The 17401-nt window shown below is 68.2% G+C and carries 11 protein-coding genes and 2 rRNA genes; 8 read left to right on the plus strand and 5 right to left on the minus strand.

All coding sequences use genetic code 11. From position 1 onward, the window contains the following. Positions 1 to 14: 14 nt before the first annotated feature. Together OG266_RS26790 and rrf are read left to right on the plus strand one after the other, a co-directional pair. Positions 15 to 3139: ribosomal RNA gene (locus tag OG266_RS26790) — 23S ribosomal RNA — on the plus strand. 87 nt (positions 3140 to 3226) lie between these two features. After that, a 5S ribosomal RNA gene (rrf, locus tag OG266_RS26795) occupies positions 3227 to 3343 on the plus strand. A gap of 121 nt (positions 3344 to 3464) precedes the next feature. Here the strand turns inward: rrf and OG266_RS26800 are convergent. Genes OG266_RS26800 through OG266_RS26820 form a run of 5 tightly spaced genes read right to left on the minus strand, consistent with a single transcriptional unit; the run spans position 3465 to position 9072 of the window. Beyond that, complete coding sequence (locus OG266_RS26800) at positions 3465 to 4775, minus strand: DUF58 domain-containing protein (RefSeq protein ID WP_266460698.1); 1311 nt, start codon at positions 4773 to 4775, stop codon at positions 3465 to 3467. Continuing rightward, entirely contained in the window at positions 4775 to 5764 is a 990-nt protein-coding gene (locus OG266_RS26805; RefSeq protein WP_266464192.1) for a MoxR family ATPase, read from the minus strand. The genes OG266_RS26800 and OG266_RS26805 overlap by 1 nt, the downstream gene beginning before the upstream one ends. Beyond that, positions 5764 to 6969, minus strand: coding sequence for a DUF4350 domain-containing protein (locus tag OG266_RS26810; RefSeq protein WP_371548800.1), 1206 nt, complete (start codon positions 6967 to 6969; stop codon positions 5764 to 5766). Before OG266_RS26810 ends, OG266_RS26805 begins: the two co-directional genes overlap by 1 nt. Further along, on the minus strand, positions 6966 to 7685 hold the full coding sequence (locus OG266_RS26815; protein WP_371548801.1) for a DUF4129 domain-containing protein: 720 nt from the start codon (positions 7683 to 7685) through the stop codon (positions 6966 to 6968). The genes OG266_RS26810 and OG266_RS26815 overlap by 4 nt, the downstream gene beginning before the upstream one ends. 4 nt (positions 7686 to 7689) lie before the next feature. Next, positions 7690 to 9072 carry a glycerophosphoryl diester phosphodiesterase membrane domain-containing protein gene (locus OG266_RS26820; RefSeq protein ID WP_371548802.1) on the minus strand — a complete coding sequence of 461 codons (1383 nt, stop codon included), beginning with the start codon at positions 9070 to 9072 and terminating at the stop codon, positions 7690 to 7692. 140 nt (positions 9073 to 9212) lie between these two features. On the opposite strand from OG266_RS26820, the gene mtnA reads away from it, so the two are divergent. The 6 genes from mtnA to hpf all read left to right on the plus strand — a co-directional run bounded on the left by mtnA (position 9213) and on the right by hpf (position 17249). After that, entirely contained in the window at positions 9213 to 10358 is a 1146-nt protein-coding gene (gene mtnA / locus OG266_RS26825; RefSeq protein WP_371548803.1) for an S-methyl-5-thioribose-1-phosphate isomerase, read from the plus strand. Positions 10359 to 10366: 8 nt separating this feature from the next. After that, positions 10367 to 11056 (plus strand): two-component system response regulator MtrA, encoded by a 690-nt coding sequence (gene mtrA, locus OG266_RS26830; protein ID WP_199820881.1) that lies wholly within the window; start codon positions 10367 to 10369, stop codon positions 11054 to 11056. Position 11057: 1 nt separating this feature from the next. Further along, positions 11058 to 13136 (plus strand): MtrAB system histidine kinase MtrB, encoded by a 2079-nt coding sequence (gene mtrB, locus OG266_RS26835; protein WP_371548804.1) that lies wholly within the window; start codon positions 11058 to 11060, stop codon positions 13134 to 13136. Then, the gene (locus OG266_RS26840) at positions 13126 to 14979 is read left to right on the plus strand and encodes an LpqB family beta-propeller domain-containing protein (protein ID WP_371548805.1); all 1854 of its coding nucleotides are present in this window, start codon (positions 13126 to 13128) and stop codon (positions 14977 to 14979) included. Before mtrB ends, OG266_RS26840 begins: the two co-directional genes overlap by 11 nt. 136 nt (positions 14980 to 15115) lie before the next feature. Further along, complete coding sequence (locus OG266_RS26845) at positions 15116 to 16240, plus strand: ComF family protein (protein ID WP_371548806.1); 1125 nt, start codon at positions 15116 to 15118, stop codon at positions 16238 to 16240. Positions 16241 to 16556: 316 nt separating this feature from the next. Then, the gene (hpf, locus tag OG266_RS26850) at positions 16557 to 17249 is read left to right on the plus strand and encodes a ribosome hibernation-promoting factor, HPF/YfiA family (protein ID WP_371548807.1); all 693 of its coding nucleotides are present in this window, start codon (positions 16557 to 16559) and stop codon (positions 17247 to 17249) included. The last annotated feature ends 152 nt before the right edge of the window (positions 17250 to 17401 follow it).

Below are 17401 nucleotides of genomic sequence, written 5' to 3' on the forward strand. Positions count from 1 at the left end.
ACGCGAGCATCTGTGGCCAAGTTTTTAAGGGCGCACGGTGGATGCCTTGGCACCAGGAACCGATGAAGGACGTGGGAGGCCACGATAGTCCCCGGGGAGCCGTCAACCAGGCTTTGATCCGGGGGTTTCCGAATGGGGAAACCCGGCAGTCGTCATGGGCTGTCACCCATACCTGAACACATAGGGTATGTGGAGGGAACGCGGGGAAGTGAAACATCTCAGTACCCGCAGGAAGAGAAAACAACCGTGATTCCGGGAGTAGTGGCGAGCGAAACTGGATGAGGCTAAACCATATGCGTGTGAGACCCGGCAGGGGTTGCGTATATGGGGTTGTGGGATTTCTCTTTCACGGTCTGCCGATCGTGAGGCGAGTCAGAAACCGTTGATGTAGGCGAAGGACATGCGAAAGGTCCGGCGTAGAGGGTAAGACCCCCGTAGTCGAAACGTCAACGGCTCGTTTGAGAAACACCCAAGTAGCACGGGGCCCGAGAAATCCCGTGTGAATCTGGCGGGACCACCCGCTAAGCCTAAATATTCCCTGGTGACCGATAGCGGATAGTACCGTGAGGGAATGGTGAAAAGTACCGCGGGAGCGGAGTGAAATAGTACCTGAAACCGTGTGCCTACAAGCCGTGGGAGCGTCGGAGTGCATGCTTGCATGCACTCTCGTGACTGCGTGCCTTTTGAAGAATGAGCCTGCGAGTTTGCGGTGTGTTGCGAGGTTAACCCGTGTGGGGAAGCCGTAGCGAAAGCGAGTCCGAATAGGGCGATTTAGTAGCGCGCTCAAGACCCGAAGCGGAGTGATCTAGCCATGGGCAGGTTGAAGCGGCTGTAAGAGGTCGTGGAGGACCGAACCCACCAGGGTTGAAAACCTGGGGGATGACCTGTGGTTAGGGGTGAAAGGCCAATCAAACTCCGTGATAGCTGGTTCTCCCCGAAATGCATTTAGGTGCAGCGTCGTGTGTTTCTTGCCGGAGGTAGAGCACTGGATAGGCGATGGGCCCTACCGGGTTACTGACCTTAGCCAAACTCCGAATGCCGGTAAGTGAGAGCACGGCAGTGAGACTGTGGGGGATAAGCTCCATGGTCGAGAGGGAAACAGCCCAGAGCATCGACTAAGGCCCCTAAGCGTACGCTAAGTGGGAAAGGATGTGGAGTCGCACAGACAACCAGGAGGTTGGCTTAGAAGCAGCCACCCTTGAAAGAGTGCGTAATAGCTCACTGGTCTAGTGATTCCGCGCCGACAATGTAGCGGGGCTCAAGCGTACCGCCGAAGTCGTGTCATTCATACAATAGGGCCAACGCCCGTATGGATGGGTAGGGGAGCGTCGTGTGCCGGGTGAAGCCGCAGCGGAAGCTAGTGGTGGACGGTTCACGAGTGAGAATGCAGGCATGAGTAGCGATACACACGTGAGAAACGTGTGCGCCGATTGACTAAGGGTTCCTGGGTCAAGCTGATCTGCCCAGGGTAAGTCGGGACCTAAGGCGAGGCCGACAGGCGTAGTCGATGGATAACCGGTTGATATTCCGGTACCCGCTGTGAAGCGTCAAACATTGAATCCAGTAATGCTAAGCCCGTGAAGCCGTCCTGATCTCTTCGGAGTTGAGGGAAGTGGTGGAGCCGGTGACCCGAGCTGGTAGTAGGTGAGTGATGGGGTGACGCAGGAAGGTAGTCCATCCCGGGCGGTGGTTGTCCCGGGGTAAGGGTGTAGGGCGTTGTCCAGGTAAATCCGGACAGCACATAGCCTGAGACCTGATGCCGAGCCGATTGTGGTGAAGTGGATGATCCTATGCTGTCGAGAAAAGCCTCTAGCGAGTTTCATGGCGGCCCGTACCCTAAACCGACTCAGGTGGTCAGGTAGAGAATACCGAGGCGTTCGGGTGAACTATGGTTAAGGAACTCGGCAAAATGCCCCCGTAACTTCGGGAGAAGGGGGGCCATCACCGGTGATAGCACTTGCTGCTTGAGCTGGGGGTGGCCGCAGAGACCAGCGAGAAGCGACTGTTTACTAAAAACACAGGTCCGTGCGAAGCCGTAAGGCGATGTATACGGACTGACGCCTGCCCGGTGCTGGAACGTTAAGGGGACCGGTTAGTCACTCTTCGGGGTGGCAGAAGCTGAGAACTTAAGCGCCAGTAAACGGCGGTGGTAACTATAACCATCCTAAGGTAGCGAAATTCCTTGTCGGGTAAGTTCCGACCTGCACGAATGGCGTAACGACTTCTCGACTGTCTCAACCATAGGCCCGGTGAAATTGCACTACGAGTAAAGATGCTCGTTTCGCGCAGCAGGACGGAAAGACCCCGGGACCTTTACTATAGTTTGATATTGGTGTTCGGTTCGGCTTGTGTAGGATAGCTGGGAGACTGTGAAGCTTGAGCGCCAGCTCAGGTGGAGTCGTCGTTGAAATACCAGTCTGGTCGTGCTGGATGTCTAACCTGGGTCCGTGATCCGGATCAGGGACAGTGTCTGATGGGTAGTTTAACTGGGGCGGTTGCCTCCTAAAGAGTAACGGAGGCGCCCAAAGGTTCCCTCAGCCTGGTTGGTAATCAGGTGTTGAGTGTAAGTGCACAAGGGAGCTTGACTGTGAGACCGACGGGTCGAGCAGGGACGAAAGTCGGGACTAGTGATCCGGCGGTGGCTTGTGGAAGCGCCGTCGCTCAACGGATAAAAGGTACCCCGGGGATAACAGGCTGATCTTCCCCAAGAGTCCATATCGACGGGATGGTTTGGCACCTCGATGTCGGCTCGTCGCATCCTGGGGCTGGAGTCGGTCCCAAGGGTTGGGCTGTTCGCCCATTAAAGCGGTACGCGAGCTGGGTTTAGAACGTCGTGAGACAGTTCGGTCCCTATCCGCTGCGCGCGCAGGAATATTGAGAAGGGCTGTCCCTAGTACGAGAGGACCGGGACGGACGAACCTCTGGTGTGCCAGTTGTCCTGCCAAGGGCATGGCTGGTTGGCTACGTTCGGGAGGGATAACCGCTGAAAGCATCTAAGCGGGAAGCCTGCTTCGAGATGAGTATTCCCACCCCCTTGAGGGGTTAAGGCTCCCAGTAGACGACTGGGTTGATAGGCCAGATGTGGAAGCCCAGTAATGGGCGAAGCTGACTGGTACTAATAGGCCGAGGGCTTGTCCTCAGTTGCTCGCGTCCACTGTGTTGGTTCTGAAACCACGAACAACCGTCGTAGCCATGCCACGGCTCCGGTTGACAAGTTTCACCGTGTTTCGGTGGTCATAGCGTGAGGGAAACGCCCGGTTACATTCCGAACCCGGAAGCTAAGCCTCACAGCGCCGATGGTACTGCAGGGGGGACCCTGTGGGAGAGTAGGACGCCGCCGAACTATTTGTAGAGAAAACCCCTGTACCGGGAAACCGGTACAGGGGTTTTTTGCATTTAGGGGGTTTCTCGGAAGCGAGAGACCCCCCTTTTTTTTGTTTCACGCCTCGTTCTTCTGTGCCTGCTTATAGTCGGCCCGCGGCCTTCAGCGCCAGATAGGCATCCGCAAGAGCCGGCGCCAGGTCGTCCGGAGTTGCGTCGACGACGGTGACGCCGTGGCGTTGTAGCTGTTCGGCTGTGCGATGGCGTTCCGTCTGGGCCTGGGCCGCGGCTGCTGCCTCGTACACCGCTTCGGCGTTGCCCCTGGCCGTCGCCATGTGGGCGATGTGTGGGTCCGCCACTGATGCCACGAGGACTGTGTGGCGCTGGGTCAGGCTGGAGAGTACGGGGAGCAGGCCCTCTTCGATGGGGGCCGCGTCCAGGCTCGTCAGCAGCACGATCAGGGAGCGGCGTGGGGCCGTACGGAGTGCTGTGGCGGCGAGGCCGCGTGCGTCCGTCTCGACGAGTTCCGGTTCCAGGGTTGCCATCGCTGTGACCAGGGACGGAAGGACCTCGCCTGCCGCTCGGCCCTGGACTAGGGCGCGTACACGGCGGTCGTATGCGAGGAGGTCCACTCGGTCGCCGGCTCGGGAGGCGAGGGCTCCGAGGAGGAGGGCCGCGTCCATGGAGGAGTCGAGGCGGGGGGCGTTGCCGACACGGCCTGCGGAGGTGCGACCGGTGTCCAGGACTAGAAGGATGTGGCGGTCGCGTTCCGGGCGCCAGGTGCGTACGGCGACCGTGGTCTGGCGGGCTGTGGCGCGCCAGTCGATGGAACGGGTGTCGTCGCCGGGGACGTACTCGCGGAGGCTGTCGAATTCCGTGCCCTCGCCGCGGGTCAGCACGCTGGTGCGGCCGTCGAGTTCGCGGAGCCGGGCCAGCCTGGAGGGGAGGTGCTTGCGGCTGGTGAAGGGCGGCAGGACTCGTACCGTCCAGGGGACTTTGTGGCTGCCCTGGCGGGAGAAGAGGCCGAGGGGGCCGTACGAGCGGATGGTGACGCGGTCGGACTGGCGGTCGCCGCGGCGGGTGGGGCGTAGGCGGGTGGTCAGGCGGCGGCGCTCGCCGGGCGGGACCGTCAGGCGGTGGCGGGAAGCGGCTACTTCGGTGCCGGGTTCCCAGCTGCTGGGCGGCCAGGCGTCGCGGAGTTGGGCGCGCAGGGGGCGGCCGGAGGGGTTGGTGACGGTCAGGGTGACGTCGGCGGTTTCGCCGAGGCGTACCGAGGTGTCTCCGGAGCGGGTCAGGCCGAGGCGGCGTACGGGTGCTGCCAGGGCGGCGTCGCAGGCGCAGGCCAGGGCCAGGGGGGCGTTGATGGCGAGGATGCCCGTCCAGCTCGGTTCCCAGATGCCGATGGGGAGTGCGCCGAGGGCAGCCAGGAGGGCGGCGCGTCCGGTGAGTGCCATCAGCGGGGGACGGGGACGTGGGCGAGGATCGCGTTGATGACGGAGTCGGCGGTGACGCCCTCCATCTCGGCCTCGGGGCGGAGTTGGATCCGGTGGCGGAGGGTGGGGAGGGCGAGGGCCTTCACGTCGTCCGGGGTGACGTAGTCGCGGCCCGTCAGCCAGGCCCAGGCTCGGGCTGTGGCGAGGAGGGCCGTCGCGCCGCGCGGGGAGACGCCGAGGGTGAGGGACGGGGATTCGCGGGTGGCGCGGCAGATGTCCACTACGTAGCCGGTGATTTCGGGGGAGACGGAAGTCTTCGCGACCGCGGCGCGGGCTGCTTCGAGGTCGGCCGGGCCCGCTACGGGGCGTACGCCGGCGGCGCGCAGGTCGCGCGGGTTGAAGCCCTCGGCGTGGCGTGTCAGGACGCTGATCTCGTCCTGGCGGGAGGGGAGAGGGATCGTCAGTTTGAGGAGGAAACGGTCCAGTTGGGCTTCGGGGAGCGGGTAGGTGCCCTCGTACTCGACCGGGTTCTGGGTGGCGGCGACCAGGAACGGCTCGGGGAGCAGGCGCGGGGTGCCGTCGACCGTGACCTGGCGCTCCTCCATGGCTTCGAGGAGGGAGGACTGGGTCTTGGGCGGGGTGCGGTTGATCTCGTCGGCGAGGAGGAGGTTCGTGAAGACCGGGCCGGGTTGGAAGGAGAACTCCGCGGTGCGCGAGTCGTAGACGAGGGAGCCTGTGATGTCGCTCGGCATCAGGTCGGGGGTGAACTGGACGCGCTTGGTGTCGAGTTCCAGCGCCGATGCGAGGGCCCGGACGAGCAGCGTCTTGGCGACTCCGGGGACTCCTTCGAGGAGAACGTGTCCGCGGCACAGGAGGGCGACGACAAGGCCGGTCACGGCGGGGTCCTGGCCGACCACGGCTTTGGCGATTTCGGTGCGCAGGGCCTCCAGGGAGGCGCGGGCGGCGCCCTGGTCCCCGGTGTTCCCGGCGTTGTCAGTGGTCGGGTCCATCATGAATGGCGTACCTCTCTTGCGAGGGCGTCGAGTTGGTCGGCGAGTGAGATGAGGGCTGCGTCGTCGCGGGGTGGCGGCCCGAAGAGGAGGGAGTGCAGGGCCTGTCCGTCGCCTTGGCCGCGGAGTTGGGCGGACAGGGCGGGGAGCAGGGATTCGGGCGAGTGCGCCTGGGTGACGGGGACGCCTACGAGGGGGGCGAGGCGGGTGCGGGTGGTGGAGCGCAGGGCGGTGGCCGCGCGGTCGCGGGCGTTGGCCTTGCGGTAGAGGCGGGCGCGGCCTTCGACGGTTTCGGAGGCGCGGATCGCCACGGGGAGGCGTTCGGGTACGAGGGGGCCGAGTCGGCGTGCCCTCCAGAGGGCGGCCAGGCCTGCCGCGATGAAGAGCTGGAGCGTGCCCCAGAGCCAGCCCGAGGGGAGCAGGTCGAAGAAGCTCTGGTCGCCCGCGTCGGTGGCCGAGGCATCGGAGAGCGAGGGGAGGTACCAGACCAAGTGGGGACGGGAACCGAGCAGTTGCAGGGCGAGCGAGGCGTTGCCGTGCTCGTCGAGGCGGGAGTTGTAGAGGATGTCGGGGGCGCCGAGTACGACGGTGTCGCCGTCCCCTTCGGGTGCCGGGATGCGCAGCAGGGTGGGCAGGCCGCCGCTGGGGTAGCACTCGTCGGCGGTGGGATCGGTGGTGGTGTAGCGGATGCCGCCCGTGTCGGCGGTGCCCGCGCGCTGGGCGGCGGGCAGGTCGCAGCTCGGGGAGAGGGTCGAGTCGAAGCTGATCGCGGGGTCGGCGGTGACTCCGGGGGCGAGGATGCCGAGGGAGGGCGACGCCGGGGAGATCAGGATCGTACGGCCGCCGGAGTTCTCGGTCGTCGCGTGGAGGAGCGTCTGCTGTCGGTCCGTCAGCAGGTCCGGGGCGGCGATCAGGAGAGTGGTGTCGGGGCCGGCCGCGGCACGGGCTTCGGCCAGGGTGGTGACCACGCGCGTGGAGACGTCTCGGTCTGCCAGGAGTTCGGCGACGGCGCGGCTGCCGGAGGGGTCGGCGGAGCGCGGGTCGAGGCGTCCGTGCTGGGAGTTGGAGCGGACCGCGGCGATCGCGATGGCGGCCGCCAGGAGGATCACGAACGCGAGGACGATCCCGCGGGTGCGCGTCCACAGCTGGCGGGCGGTGGGCGAGGCCGAGGTCGGGGAGGTCGACAGGAGGGTGGCCTCGGTCATGGGGCGGCCCCCTGGCGGGTGTTGTGGGCCGTGCTCCGGGCGGTGCTGCTCGCGAGTACGGGTTTGGTGCGCTCCAGGTCGCGGTCGAGCTCGGAGAGGCGGTCGTATGTGGCCGGGTTCGAGGCTCGTCCGCCGTATGTGACGTCGTCGAAGTCCCTTGCCGCGGCGCGCAGTCGGTCCGTGTGGGAGGGCAGGGTTCGGGCCGCTTCGGCGGCTGCCTCGTCGGCGGTGCGGCCGGGGCGCGGATCGAGAAGGGCGCGCTCCTCCAGGGAGCGGACGATGGCGCGCATGCGTTCCTGGACGGCCTGGTTCCAGTGGCCCTGGGCGGCGTGCGCGTCGGCCGAAGCGCGGTGTTCGGCGGCGCTGCGGGGGCGGTCGTCGAAGAGTGCCGGGGCCGATGTGGGTGCGCGGTGCGGGGTGCCCAGGCGCCACCACAGCGCGGCCGCGACCGCCAGTACGGCCAGCACGATGACGGCAAGTCCGAGCGCTCCACCGGGAGTTGCGGTGGAGGCCGCGCCGAACAGTTTGTCGATCCACTCCCAGACGGCATCCAGGGCGCGCTGGGCCAGGCTGGGGTCGTTCTCGTGGTACATCGGCTTGGACAGCTCGCGTTCGGCCGCCTCCCGCGCGGGGTCGCGTGGGATCGTCACCGGCGGTTCGTCGCCGGTGAGCGGCAGTGCCAGGACGGCTGTGAGAACTCCCCCCGCCAGGCTCACCGCATCAGCTCCCCGGGGTGGTGCCGGGGGCGCTGGAGCCGTAGTCCTGGAGGCCGGCCGCGCGTGCGAGGTCGAGGTCGAGGGCCTCGCGGCGGATGCGCTGGTCGATGTAGAGGAGCACGGTGACGCCGGCGGTGATCGGGAAGGTGAGCATGGAGCCGATCACCGAGCCGATGCCGCTGACGATGAGGAACGTCCAGCCGAGGGAGCCGCTGTCGCTGCTGAAGAAGCCGGAGAGGCCGTCTCCGCTCAGGGCCGCGGCGATGACGGCGAACGGGATGACGATGATCGAGGCCATGATGTTGGCGATGATCGTGGCGAGCAGCTGGATGCCGAGGACCCGCCACCAGGAGCCGCGGACGAGCTTCGCGGAGCGGCTCATCGACTTGAAGACGCTCTGCTTCTCCAGCATCAGGGCGGGCGAGGCGAGCGAGAAGCGGATCATCAGCCAGAGGGCGACGACGCCGGCGCCGAGTCCGCCGATGACGGCGACCGCGATGCCCGCGTCGCCCGAGGCGGTCACCCCGATGAGTACGCCGGGCAGGGTGCCGACGCCGATGATCACGATGGCGATGAGCGGCAGCAGGATGGTCAGGCCGAACAGCTTCGCAAGCTGAGGACGGGCATCCCGCCAGGCCTCGGAGGTGGTCACCGGCTTGCCGAGGACCGCGCGGCTGGTCACGGTCGTGAGCAGGGCCGTCGCGATGATGGTGCCGAGCAGGGTGATGAGCAGGACGGCACCGGAACTGGCCAGGGTGGTGCCCAGGGCGCTGCTCAGCTCACTGACGGTGGCGGTCGAGTCGTTGAGGGTGTCCGAGGTGGCGCTGTCGTCCAGGACGAAGCCCTGGAGCAGGATGACCGCGATCTGCGTGACGACCGCGACGGTCAGCGAGATACCGAGGACGGTGCGCCAGTACGTACGCATCGTGGAGACCGCGCCGTCGAGGATCTCGCCGACGCCGAGCGGACGGAGCGGGATCACGCCGGGCTTGGCCGCGGGCGGCGGGCCGCCCCAGTTGCCTCCCCAGCCGCCGGGACCACCGGGACCTCCGTAGCCGGCACCCTGGCCGCCCCAACTGCCGTATCCGCCACCGCCGTAGCCCCCCTGGCCTCCGGATCCGCCAGGGCCGCCGGGGTGTTGGCCGCCCCAGCCCGGGCCGGGCGGAGGTGGTGGCGGGGCCTGGCCGGGGGCGGCGTCCTGGGGGCTGGGGGCGGACCACTGGCCGGGCGGGGGCTGCTCTTTGGACCACTTCGAGGGGGTGTCGGGCTGGTCCTTGCTGCCCTGGTCCGAGGGCTGCTCCGTGGGCTGAGCGGTGCCGGAGGTGTCCGGCTCCTGCCCGTCGGAGGGGGCAGATCCGGGCGAGGCCCAGCCCGGAGTGTCGTTCATCGTCGCTCCTTCACGGTGCCCGTCCGCAGGCGCGGCGGCAGGTTGGCAGCCATCGTGCCACGGTGTGCGCGACTGGGGACCGGGGGTCGTATGAGCTGCACACCTTCAATTGTCCGCCCGGGAAGGGGCAGACTGGGCGAATGGCTGATCAGTACGCGCAATACCGCGAGGACAGTGGGCCGGTGGAGATACCGGCGATCCGCTGGGACGAGCCACCCGAAGGCCCCGTACTGGTCCTTCTCGACCAGAGGAGACTGCCGGCCGAGGAAGTCGAGCTGGTGTGCACGGACGCGCCCGCGCTGGTGGAGGCGATCCGGACGCTCGCCGTGCGCGGGGCGCCGTTGCTCGGTATCGCGGGGGCGTACGGCGTCGCGCTCGCCGCCGTACGCGGCTTCGACGTGGATGATGCCGCGCGGGCGCTGGCCGGTGCCCGGCCCACCGCGGTGAACCTCGCCGTGGGAGTACGGAGGGCGCAGGCGGCGTACAGTGCCGTGCTCTCCGGTGGTGGCGATCCGGAGCGGGCGGCCGGGGCGGCGCTCGCCGCGGCGCGGGCGCTTCATCGGGAGGACGCCGAGGCCAGCGCGCGGATGGCTACGCACGGACTGGCTCTGCTCGACGAGCTGCTGCCGGGCGGCGGACACCGGATCCTGACGCACTGCAACACCGGGGCGCTGGTGTCCGGTGGGGAGGGCACGGCGTTCGCGGTGGCCCTCGCGGCGCACCGGGCCGGGCGGCTTCGCAGGCTGTGGGTGGACGAAACGCGGCCGTTGCTGCAAGGTGCTCGCCTGACGGCGTACGAGGCGGCGCGCACCGGAATGGCGTACACCTTGCTCACGGACAACGCGGCGGGTTCGCTGTTCTCGGCGGGGGAGGTGGACGCGGTGCTGATCGGGGCCGACCGGATCGCGGCCGACGGTTCGGTCGCGAACAAGGTGGGGAGCTATCCGCTCGCGGTGCTGGCCCGGTACCACCATGTGCCGTTCATCGTGGTGGCGCCGGTGACGACGGTGGACCTGGACACTCCGAACGGGGCGTCCATCGAGGTCGAGCAGCGCGCAGGTCATGAAGTGACGGAGATCACAGCACCTCAGGTGCAGGTGGCGGGAGTGGAAGCGGGAGGCGGGATACCGGTGGCACCCCTGGGGACCCAGGCGTACAACCCGGCATTCGATGTGACGCCGCCCGAGTTGGTGACGGCGATCGTGACCGAAGAGGGCGCTGTGTCGCCCGTGACAGCTGAGGCGCTTGCCGAGCTGTGTGACAGGTCACGCCAGGTAACGATTTAGTTAATGGGATGATGTCGTTTATGAAGGGACGAGTCCTTGTCGTCGATGACGACACCGCACTGGCCGAGATGCTCGGCATTGTGTTGCGTGGTGAAGGTTTTGAGCCGTCTTTCGTAGCCGACGGCGACAAGGCGCTGGCCGCTTTCCGTGAGAGCAAGCCCGATCTGGTGCTCCTGGACCTGATGCTTCCCGGCCGGGACGGTATCGAGGTGTGCCGCCTGATCAGGGCGGAGTCCGGGGTGCCGATCGTGATGCTCACGGCGAAGAGCGACACCGTCGATGTCGTGGTGGGCCTCGAGTCCGGCGCCGACGACTACATCGTGAAGCCGTTCAAGCCAAAGGAGCTGGTTGCGCGGATCAGGGCGCGGCTGCGCCGTTCCGAGGAACCGGCGCCGGAGCAGCTGGCCATAGGCGATCTTGTCATCGACGTGGCCGGTCACTCTGTGAAGCGGGACGGGCTGTCGATCGCGCTGACGCCGCTGGAGTTCGATCTCCTGGTGGCGCTGGCCCGCAAGCCGTGGCAGGTGTTCACGCGGGAGGTGCTCCTCGAGCAGGTGTGGGGCTACCGGCACGCGGCGGACACCCGCCTGGTCAACGTCCATGTCCAGCGGCTGCGCTCCAAGGTCGAGAAGGACCCGGAGCGGCCGGAGATCGTGGTGACCGTCCGTGGCGTCGGTTACAAGGCCGGACCGAGCTGACATGTCCCGGGACAGTGCCGCTTCGGCGCCCGGTGAGCCGGGGGTCCGGTCGGGGCGGCCTGTCGGCCGGAAAGTGACGGGCTCCCGCTGGGCCCAGTTCGTCGAGGGCGGGCTGCTTCAGGGCGGAGTCCAGGGCAGCCCGGTCCTTCGGCTGTTCATGCGCTGGGTGCGCCGTCCGCTGCTGCCCGTGATGCGGCTGTGGCGGCGCAACATCCAGCTCAAGATCGTCGTCACCACGCTGCTGATGTCGCTCGGCGTGGTGCTGCTGCTCGGCTTCGTCGTCATCGGGCAGGTGCGCAACGGACTGCTGGACGCCAAGGTGAAGGCGTCGCAGAGCCAGGCCACCGGCGGATTCTCGGTGGCCGCGCAGAACGCGGACTCGGCGGCCACGGCGAACGGCGCCGACACCTCGAGCCCGGACGGCCGCCCCTCCAAGAACGTCAGCCAGTGGATGAGCGACCTCGTGGTGTCCCTCTCCAGCGGCGGCCAGGGCGCCTTCGACGTCGTGACGCTCAGCTCCACCGCGGCCGGTGACGGCGGCGCCGGGCTGGGGCCGCGCTCCTCCGGCAACGTCGATCCGACGCTGAGCGTGCCGGAGAACCTGCGCGCCCGTGTCGACAGCAACACGGCGGCGGCCCAGAGCTACACGCGGGTCGTCTACAAGGACGCCAAGGACTCGCAGCCGGCGCTGGTCATCGGCAAGCAGGTCACCGACCCCAACGGCGACCGGTACCAGCTCTACTACCTCTTCCCGCTGACGCAGGAGGAGAAGTCGCTGAGCCTGGTCAAGGGGACACTCGCGACGGCGGGGCTGTTCGTCGTGGTGCTCCTCGGGGCCATCGCCTGGCTCGTGGTGCGCCAGGTCGTCACGCCGGTACGGATGGCCGCGGGCATCGCCGAGCGGTTGTCCGCCGGGCGTCTCCAGGAACGTATGAAGGTCACCGGCGAGGACGACATCGCGCGGCTCGGCGAGGCCTTCAACAAGATGGCGCAGAACCTGCAGCTGAAGATCCAGCAGCTGGAGGACCTGTCGCGGATGCAGCGGCGGTTCGTGTCCGACGTCTCGCACGAGCTGCGTACGCCGCTGACGACGGTGCGGATGGCGGCCGACGTCATCCACGACGCGCGCGTGGACTTCGATCCGATGACCGCCAGGTCGGCCGAGCTGCTCGCCGACCAGCTCGACCGGTTCGAGGGGCTGCTCGCGGACCTGCTGGAGATCAGCCGCTTCGACGCGGGTGCGGCGGCGCTGGAGGCCGAGCCGATAGACCTTCGTGAGGTCGTACGGCGGGTCGTCAGCGGGGCCGATCCGCTCGCCGAGCGCAAGGGCACGCAGATACGGGTCGTCGGCGACCAGCAACCGGTGATCGCCGAGGCGGATGCCCGGCGGGTGGAGCGGGTGCTGCGCAATCTCGTCGTCAACGCCGTGGAGCACGGCGAGGGCAGGGACGTCGTGGTCAAGCTGGCCGCGGCGGGCGGCGCGGTCGCGGTCGCGGTGCGCGACTACGGGGTGGGACTCAAGCCCGGTGAGGCGACCCGGGTCTTCAGCCGCTTCTGGCGGGCGGACCCGGCACGCGCGCGTACTACGGGCGGAACAGGCCTTGGGCTGTCCATCGCCCTGGAGGACGCGCGTTTGCACGGCGGCTGGCTGCAGGCCTGGGGCGAGCCGGGTGGCGGTTCGCAGTTCCGGCTCACGCTGCCCCGGACGGCGGACGAGCCGCTGCGGGGGTCGCCGATACCGCTGGAGCCCAAGGACTCACGGCGTAATCGTGGACTTAATGAGGCCGGTTTGCCGCTCGGAGGCAGTGGCAAGCTCGCGACGGTGCCGGTGCAGCAGCCCACGGGCGGGAGTGCGCCGCAGCGGACGCCGGTCGTGCCGCGGATGACAGGGGCGTCCCCCACGGCCGATCCGACGGCGCTGCCGGGCAACGGCGCGCGCGTGGTGCCGCGGCCCACAGGCGCCGTACGACGTCCGGACGACGCACCTGCCGCGGGCGGGGAGCGGGCCGCGCAGGAGCGCGAGCGGGCCGGCGGGGAGCCGGAGGGGCTCGGACAAGGGGAGGCATTTCGTGGGCGCTGACCGCGAGCGGCGAGGCGGTCGACGGCGTCCGGTGCGAGTGGGGGCGTACGTCGGCTGCGGCGCGCTGCTGCTGGCCGGGTGCGCCTCGATGCCCGACAGCGGGGATCTGCGGGACGTCGAGTCCACGCCGCGGGCGGACTCGCAGGTCCGGGTCTTCGCGGTGCCACCGCGGGAGGACGCCCAGCCGGCGGAGATCGTACGGGGCTTCCTGGAGGCGCTAACCAGCGACGACGCGCAGTACGAGACGGCACGCAAGTACCTGGCGACGGGCGCTCGCAAGACGTGGGATCCCTACCGGTCCACGGCAGTCCTCGCGGACGGACCGAACACCGAGTTGGTGCACACGGCGAGCAGAGAAGGCGCCGACGACGGTTTCCTGTACCAGCTGAGCGGCAGCAAGGTCGCCACGGTGGACGCGCAGCACGCGTATGCACCGGAGTCCGGCGCGTACACCGCGGCCGTGCATCTCACTCAGCAGAAGGACAAGCAGTGGCGCATCGACGGGCTGCCCCCGGGTGTGGTGATGGGCAAGTCCGACTTCGAGCGCAACTACGACTCCGTCAACAAGTACTACTTCGCTTCGGACGTGTCCTCCGGGACAGGCGGACAGGGCGGACAGCTCAGGACTGTCGCCGACCCGGTCTATGTACGCGGGGAGGTGGATCCGATGACGGAGATGGTCCGCACGCTCCTGGAAGGGCCCACCAGTTGGCTGGACCCTGTGGTGACGTCGAGTTTCCCCTCCGGTACGGAGCTCAAGAAGGGCGTCAAGTCCCTGTCGCCCGATGACCGCAACTGGGTCACCGTTCCGCTGAACAGCAAGGCCGACCGTGTCGGACAGGCCCAGTGCAACAAGATGGCGGCCCAACTCTTCTTCACGCTCCAGGACCTGACGCCCACGGGGGTGGAGGAGGTGGAGCTGCAGAAGTCGGACGGCTCGCAGCTGTGTGCGCTCGATGAGGAGAAGGCGCAGACCGTGGCCTCGCACGGCACGGGACAGTCTCCCGAGTACCAGTACTTCATCGATGCCAAGCAGCGTCTTGTACGGATGCCCAGCGGCAACGGGGACAAACTGCCCGAGCCGGTGCCCGGTGCGCTGGGCGAGGGCGACACGAAGCTGCGGGCGGCAGCGGTGTCGCGGGACGAGGACATCGCGGCCGGGGTCTCGACCGACGGGAGTTCGCTGTACGTCGGGTCGCTGGTGTCGGGCAGTTCGCTCGGGGAGGCGGTGCTGCACAGCGAGGGCAAGACCGCGGACGACCGGCTGACGACGCCGAGTTGGGACGGACGGGGCGACCTGTGGGTGGCCGACCGCGACACCAAGAAGCCCCGGCTTCTTCTGCTGGAGAAGGGCGCGGGCGAACCGCTGGTGGTCTCGGCGCCGGGTCTCGACGGGCGCATCGAGGCCGTACGGGTCGCCGCCGACGGGGTGCGGATCGCGCTGATCGTCGAGAAGGACGGCAAGAGCTCGCTGCAGATCGGGCGTATCGAGCGCGACACCAAGTCCGGTGAGCGGCCCGTCGTCTCGATCCTCGAACTGCGTGCCGCGGCACCGCAGCTGGAGGAGGTCACGGCCATGTCGTGGGCCGGGGACAGCCGGCTCGTGGTGGTCGGGCGCGAGGAAGGCGGCGTGCAGCAGATGGGGTACGTCCAGGTCGACGGCTCCACTCCGGTGGGTACGGCGCCCTCCGCGCTGACGGGCGTGAAGGAGATCGCCGCGTCCGAGGACGAGCGGCTGCCGCTGGTGGCGCACTCGGAGGAGGACGGGATCGTGCGGCTGTCGTCCGGAGAGCAGTGGCAGCAAGTGGTCAAGGACGGGACGGCACCGGTCTATCCCGGGTAGCCCTGCCCGCGGATGACGGCTGTGCGGGTGACGTCTCCGCAGGGTGGACGGGGCTGTCCGACGGCCGCGTCGGTTATCCACAGGGAGTTATCCACAGGGGTGGCCGGTCGGCCCGTGCCTTGGCACAGTGGTGGGCATGCGGGGGTGGTGGCAGGACCTCACGGATCTGGTGCTGCCGGCCGAGTGCGGAGGCTGCGGGAGGCCTCGCACGGTGCTCTGTACCGAGTGCCGTGCCGCCCTGACCGGGGCCGCACCGAGCCGGGTGCGACCGGTGCCGGAGCCGTCCGGGCTGCCTGTGGTGCACGCGGCGGCTCCCTACGAGGACGAGGTGCGGGCGGTGCTCCTCGCCCATAAGGAACGGGGGGCGCTGATGCTCGCGGGGCCTCTCGGGGCGGCCCTGGCCGGGGCTGTGCGGGCGGGACTGGGGTACATGCGCCACCCAGTGCAGGAGAGGCGGCTCATGGCCTCGGAGGGCTCGCTGAGGGGCGGGAACGGGCAGCTGTGGACCGAGCCTCCGTCGGGGGCGGGCGGCGGGTCGCCGGGGACTGCGGGTGGCCGGTCGGGGGCGGGCGGGTCGCGAAGGGAGCAGGGGGGACGGCCGTGGGTTCGGGACGACCGAACGGGAGTCGGTGGCGGGCAGCCGTCGGCGGGGAGTGGGCGGGTGCCGCCGGGAGCTGCCGGCGGAGCCGGACGTGGGGGCGTGCTGCTGGTTCCCGTGCCGTCCTCGCGGCAGGCGGTGCGGGCACGAGGGCATGATCCGGCGCGGCGGATCGCTCTCGCCGCGGCGGGTGAGCTGCGTCGTACGGGGACTCCGGCCCGGGTGCTCGCCGTGCTGCGGCAGCAGCGTGCCGTGGCCGACCAGTCGGGGCTCAACTCCCGGCAGCGGCTGGACAATCTCGCGGGCGCCCTGGAGGTGGCTGCCGGGGGTGAACGGCTGTTGGCGGACGGCGGCCGGATCGTGCTCGTGGACGACCTGATGACGACGGGCGCCTCGCTGACGGAGGCGGCGCGTGCCGTGCGGACGGTGGTGCCGGACGCCGACACCGACGCCGACGACGTTTGCCGGGTGGCGGTACGGGCACCGGCAGGGGACTGCGGGGCAGCGAAAGCGGCGGCGAGGGCAGACCGATCACGGGCGGCCCAGGGAGTGGCGGGCAGGCGCGAAACGGGAGGCGTGACGGCTATGGGCGGAGCGGGAGTCATGATCTGCGCGGCAGTGATCGCGGCGCCACCTGACTCGTTCGAAATAAACCGGAACTGACCGGGAACTTGCATCGTTGCAGGTAATGACTCGACCAATTCACCTGAACGGAGGTACGCCGCAGTAGAGGGTGACGACATCCGTCCGGGCGAGATATGTTCGGTTGTGAGGCAATGGCGCAGGCCGTACCTCGTATATCGGAATGCCGTGCCGCGGGTTTTTTGCAATCACCCGCATCGGTTGGGGTGTAGATCTTGCCCATGGGGGAGGAGGAGGTGAAAGTCACCGAGTCCGAGGTTCCGGGACTCACCGGAGCCTGGTGCAAAAGGGAGACGCCCCGCCAGTGGAGTGGGGCTATCCGGGAACGGAGTTCTGCGTGGACATCGTCGTCAAGGGCCGCAAGACCGAGGTGCCCGAGAGGTTCCGCAAGCACGTGGCCGAGAAGCTGAAGCTGGAGAAGATCCAGAAGCTCGATGGCAAGGTGATCAGCCTCGACGTCGAGGTGTCCAAGGAGCCGAACCCCCGTCAGGCCGACCGTTGTGACCGAGTGGAGATCACGCTCCGCTCCCGCGGTCCGGTGATCCGGGCGGAGGCCTCGGCAAACGATCCGTATGCAGCACTCGACCTGGCGGCGGACAAACTCGAAGCCCGGCTGCGCAAGCAGCACGACAAGCGCTACACCCGCCGTGGTACCGGCAGGATCTCGGCAGCAGAGGTCGCCGACCGCGTGCCGGGCGCCGCGACGCTCAACGGAGACGGCAGCGTCGTCCACGACGAGGAACCCGACAGCGTGCCGACGAAGAAGGTCGGCCCCCTCGAGGTCATGGGCGAAGGCCCCCTCGTCGTCCGCGAGAAGACCCACGTGGCCGCACCCATGTCCCTTGACCAGGCCCTCTACGAGATGGAACTGGTCGGGCACGACTTCTATCTGTTCGTCGACTCCGAGACCAAGGAACCGAGTGTTGTCTACCGGCGGCACGCGTACGACTACGGCGTCATCCACCTCAACACGGACCCGATGGTCGCCCAGGCCGGGTCGGCCGGGCCGGGCGGAGCGCTCGGCGGCTGACCCACCCCGGTGACAGCTGAGCCGGTGCCCCTGGAGCGCTTGTGCGCCCCCAGGGGCACCGGTGTGCGACCTTTCGCGCCCCGCGCTGTCACCGCGCTGTCGCTCGGGCATGGAATCATGGCCGTACCGGCCCAACCCGTGGGCCGCTGCCT

The sequence above is a fragment of the Streptomyces sp. NBC_00554 genome, assembly GCF_041431135.1.
Taxonomy (GTDB): Bacteria; Actinomycetota; Actinomycetes; order Streptomycetales; family Streptomycetaceae; genus Streptomyces.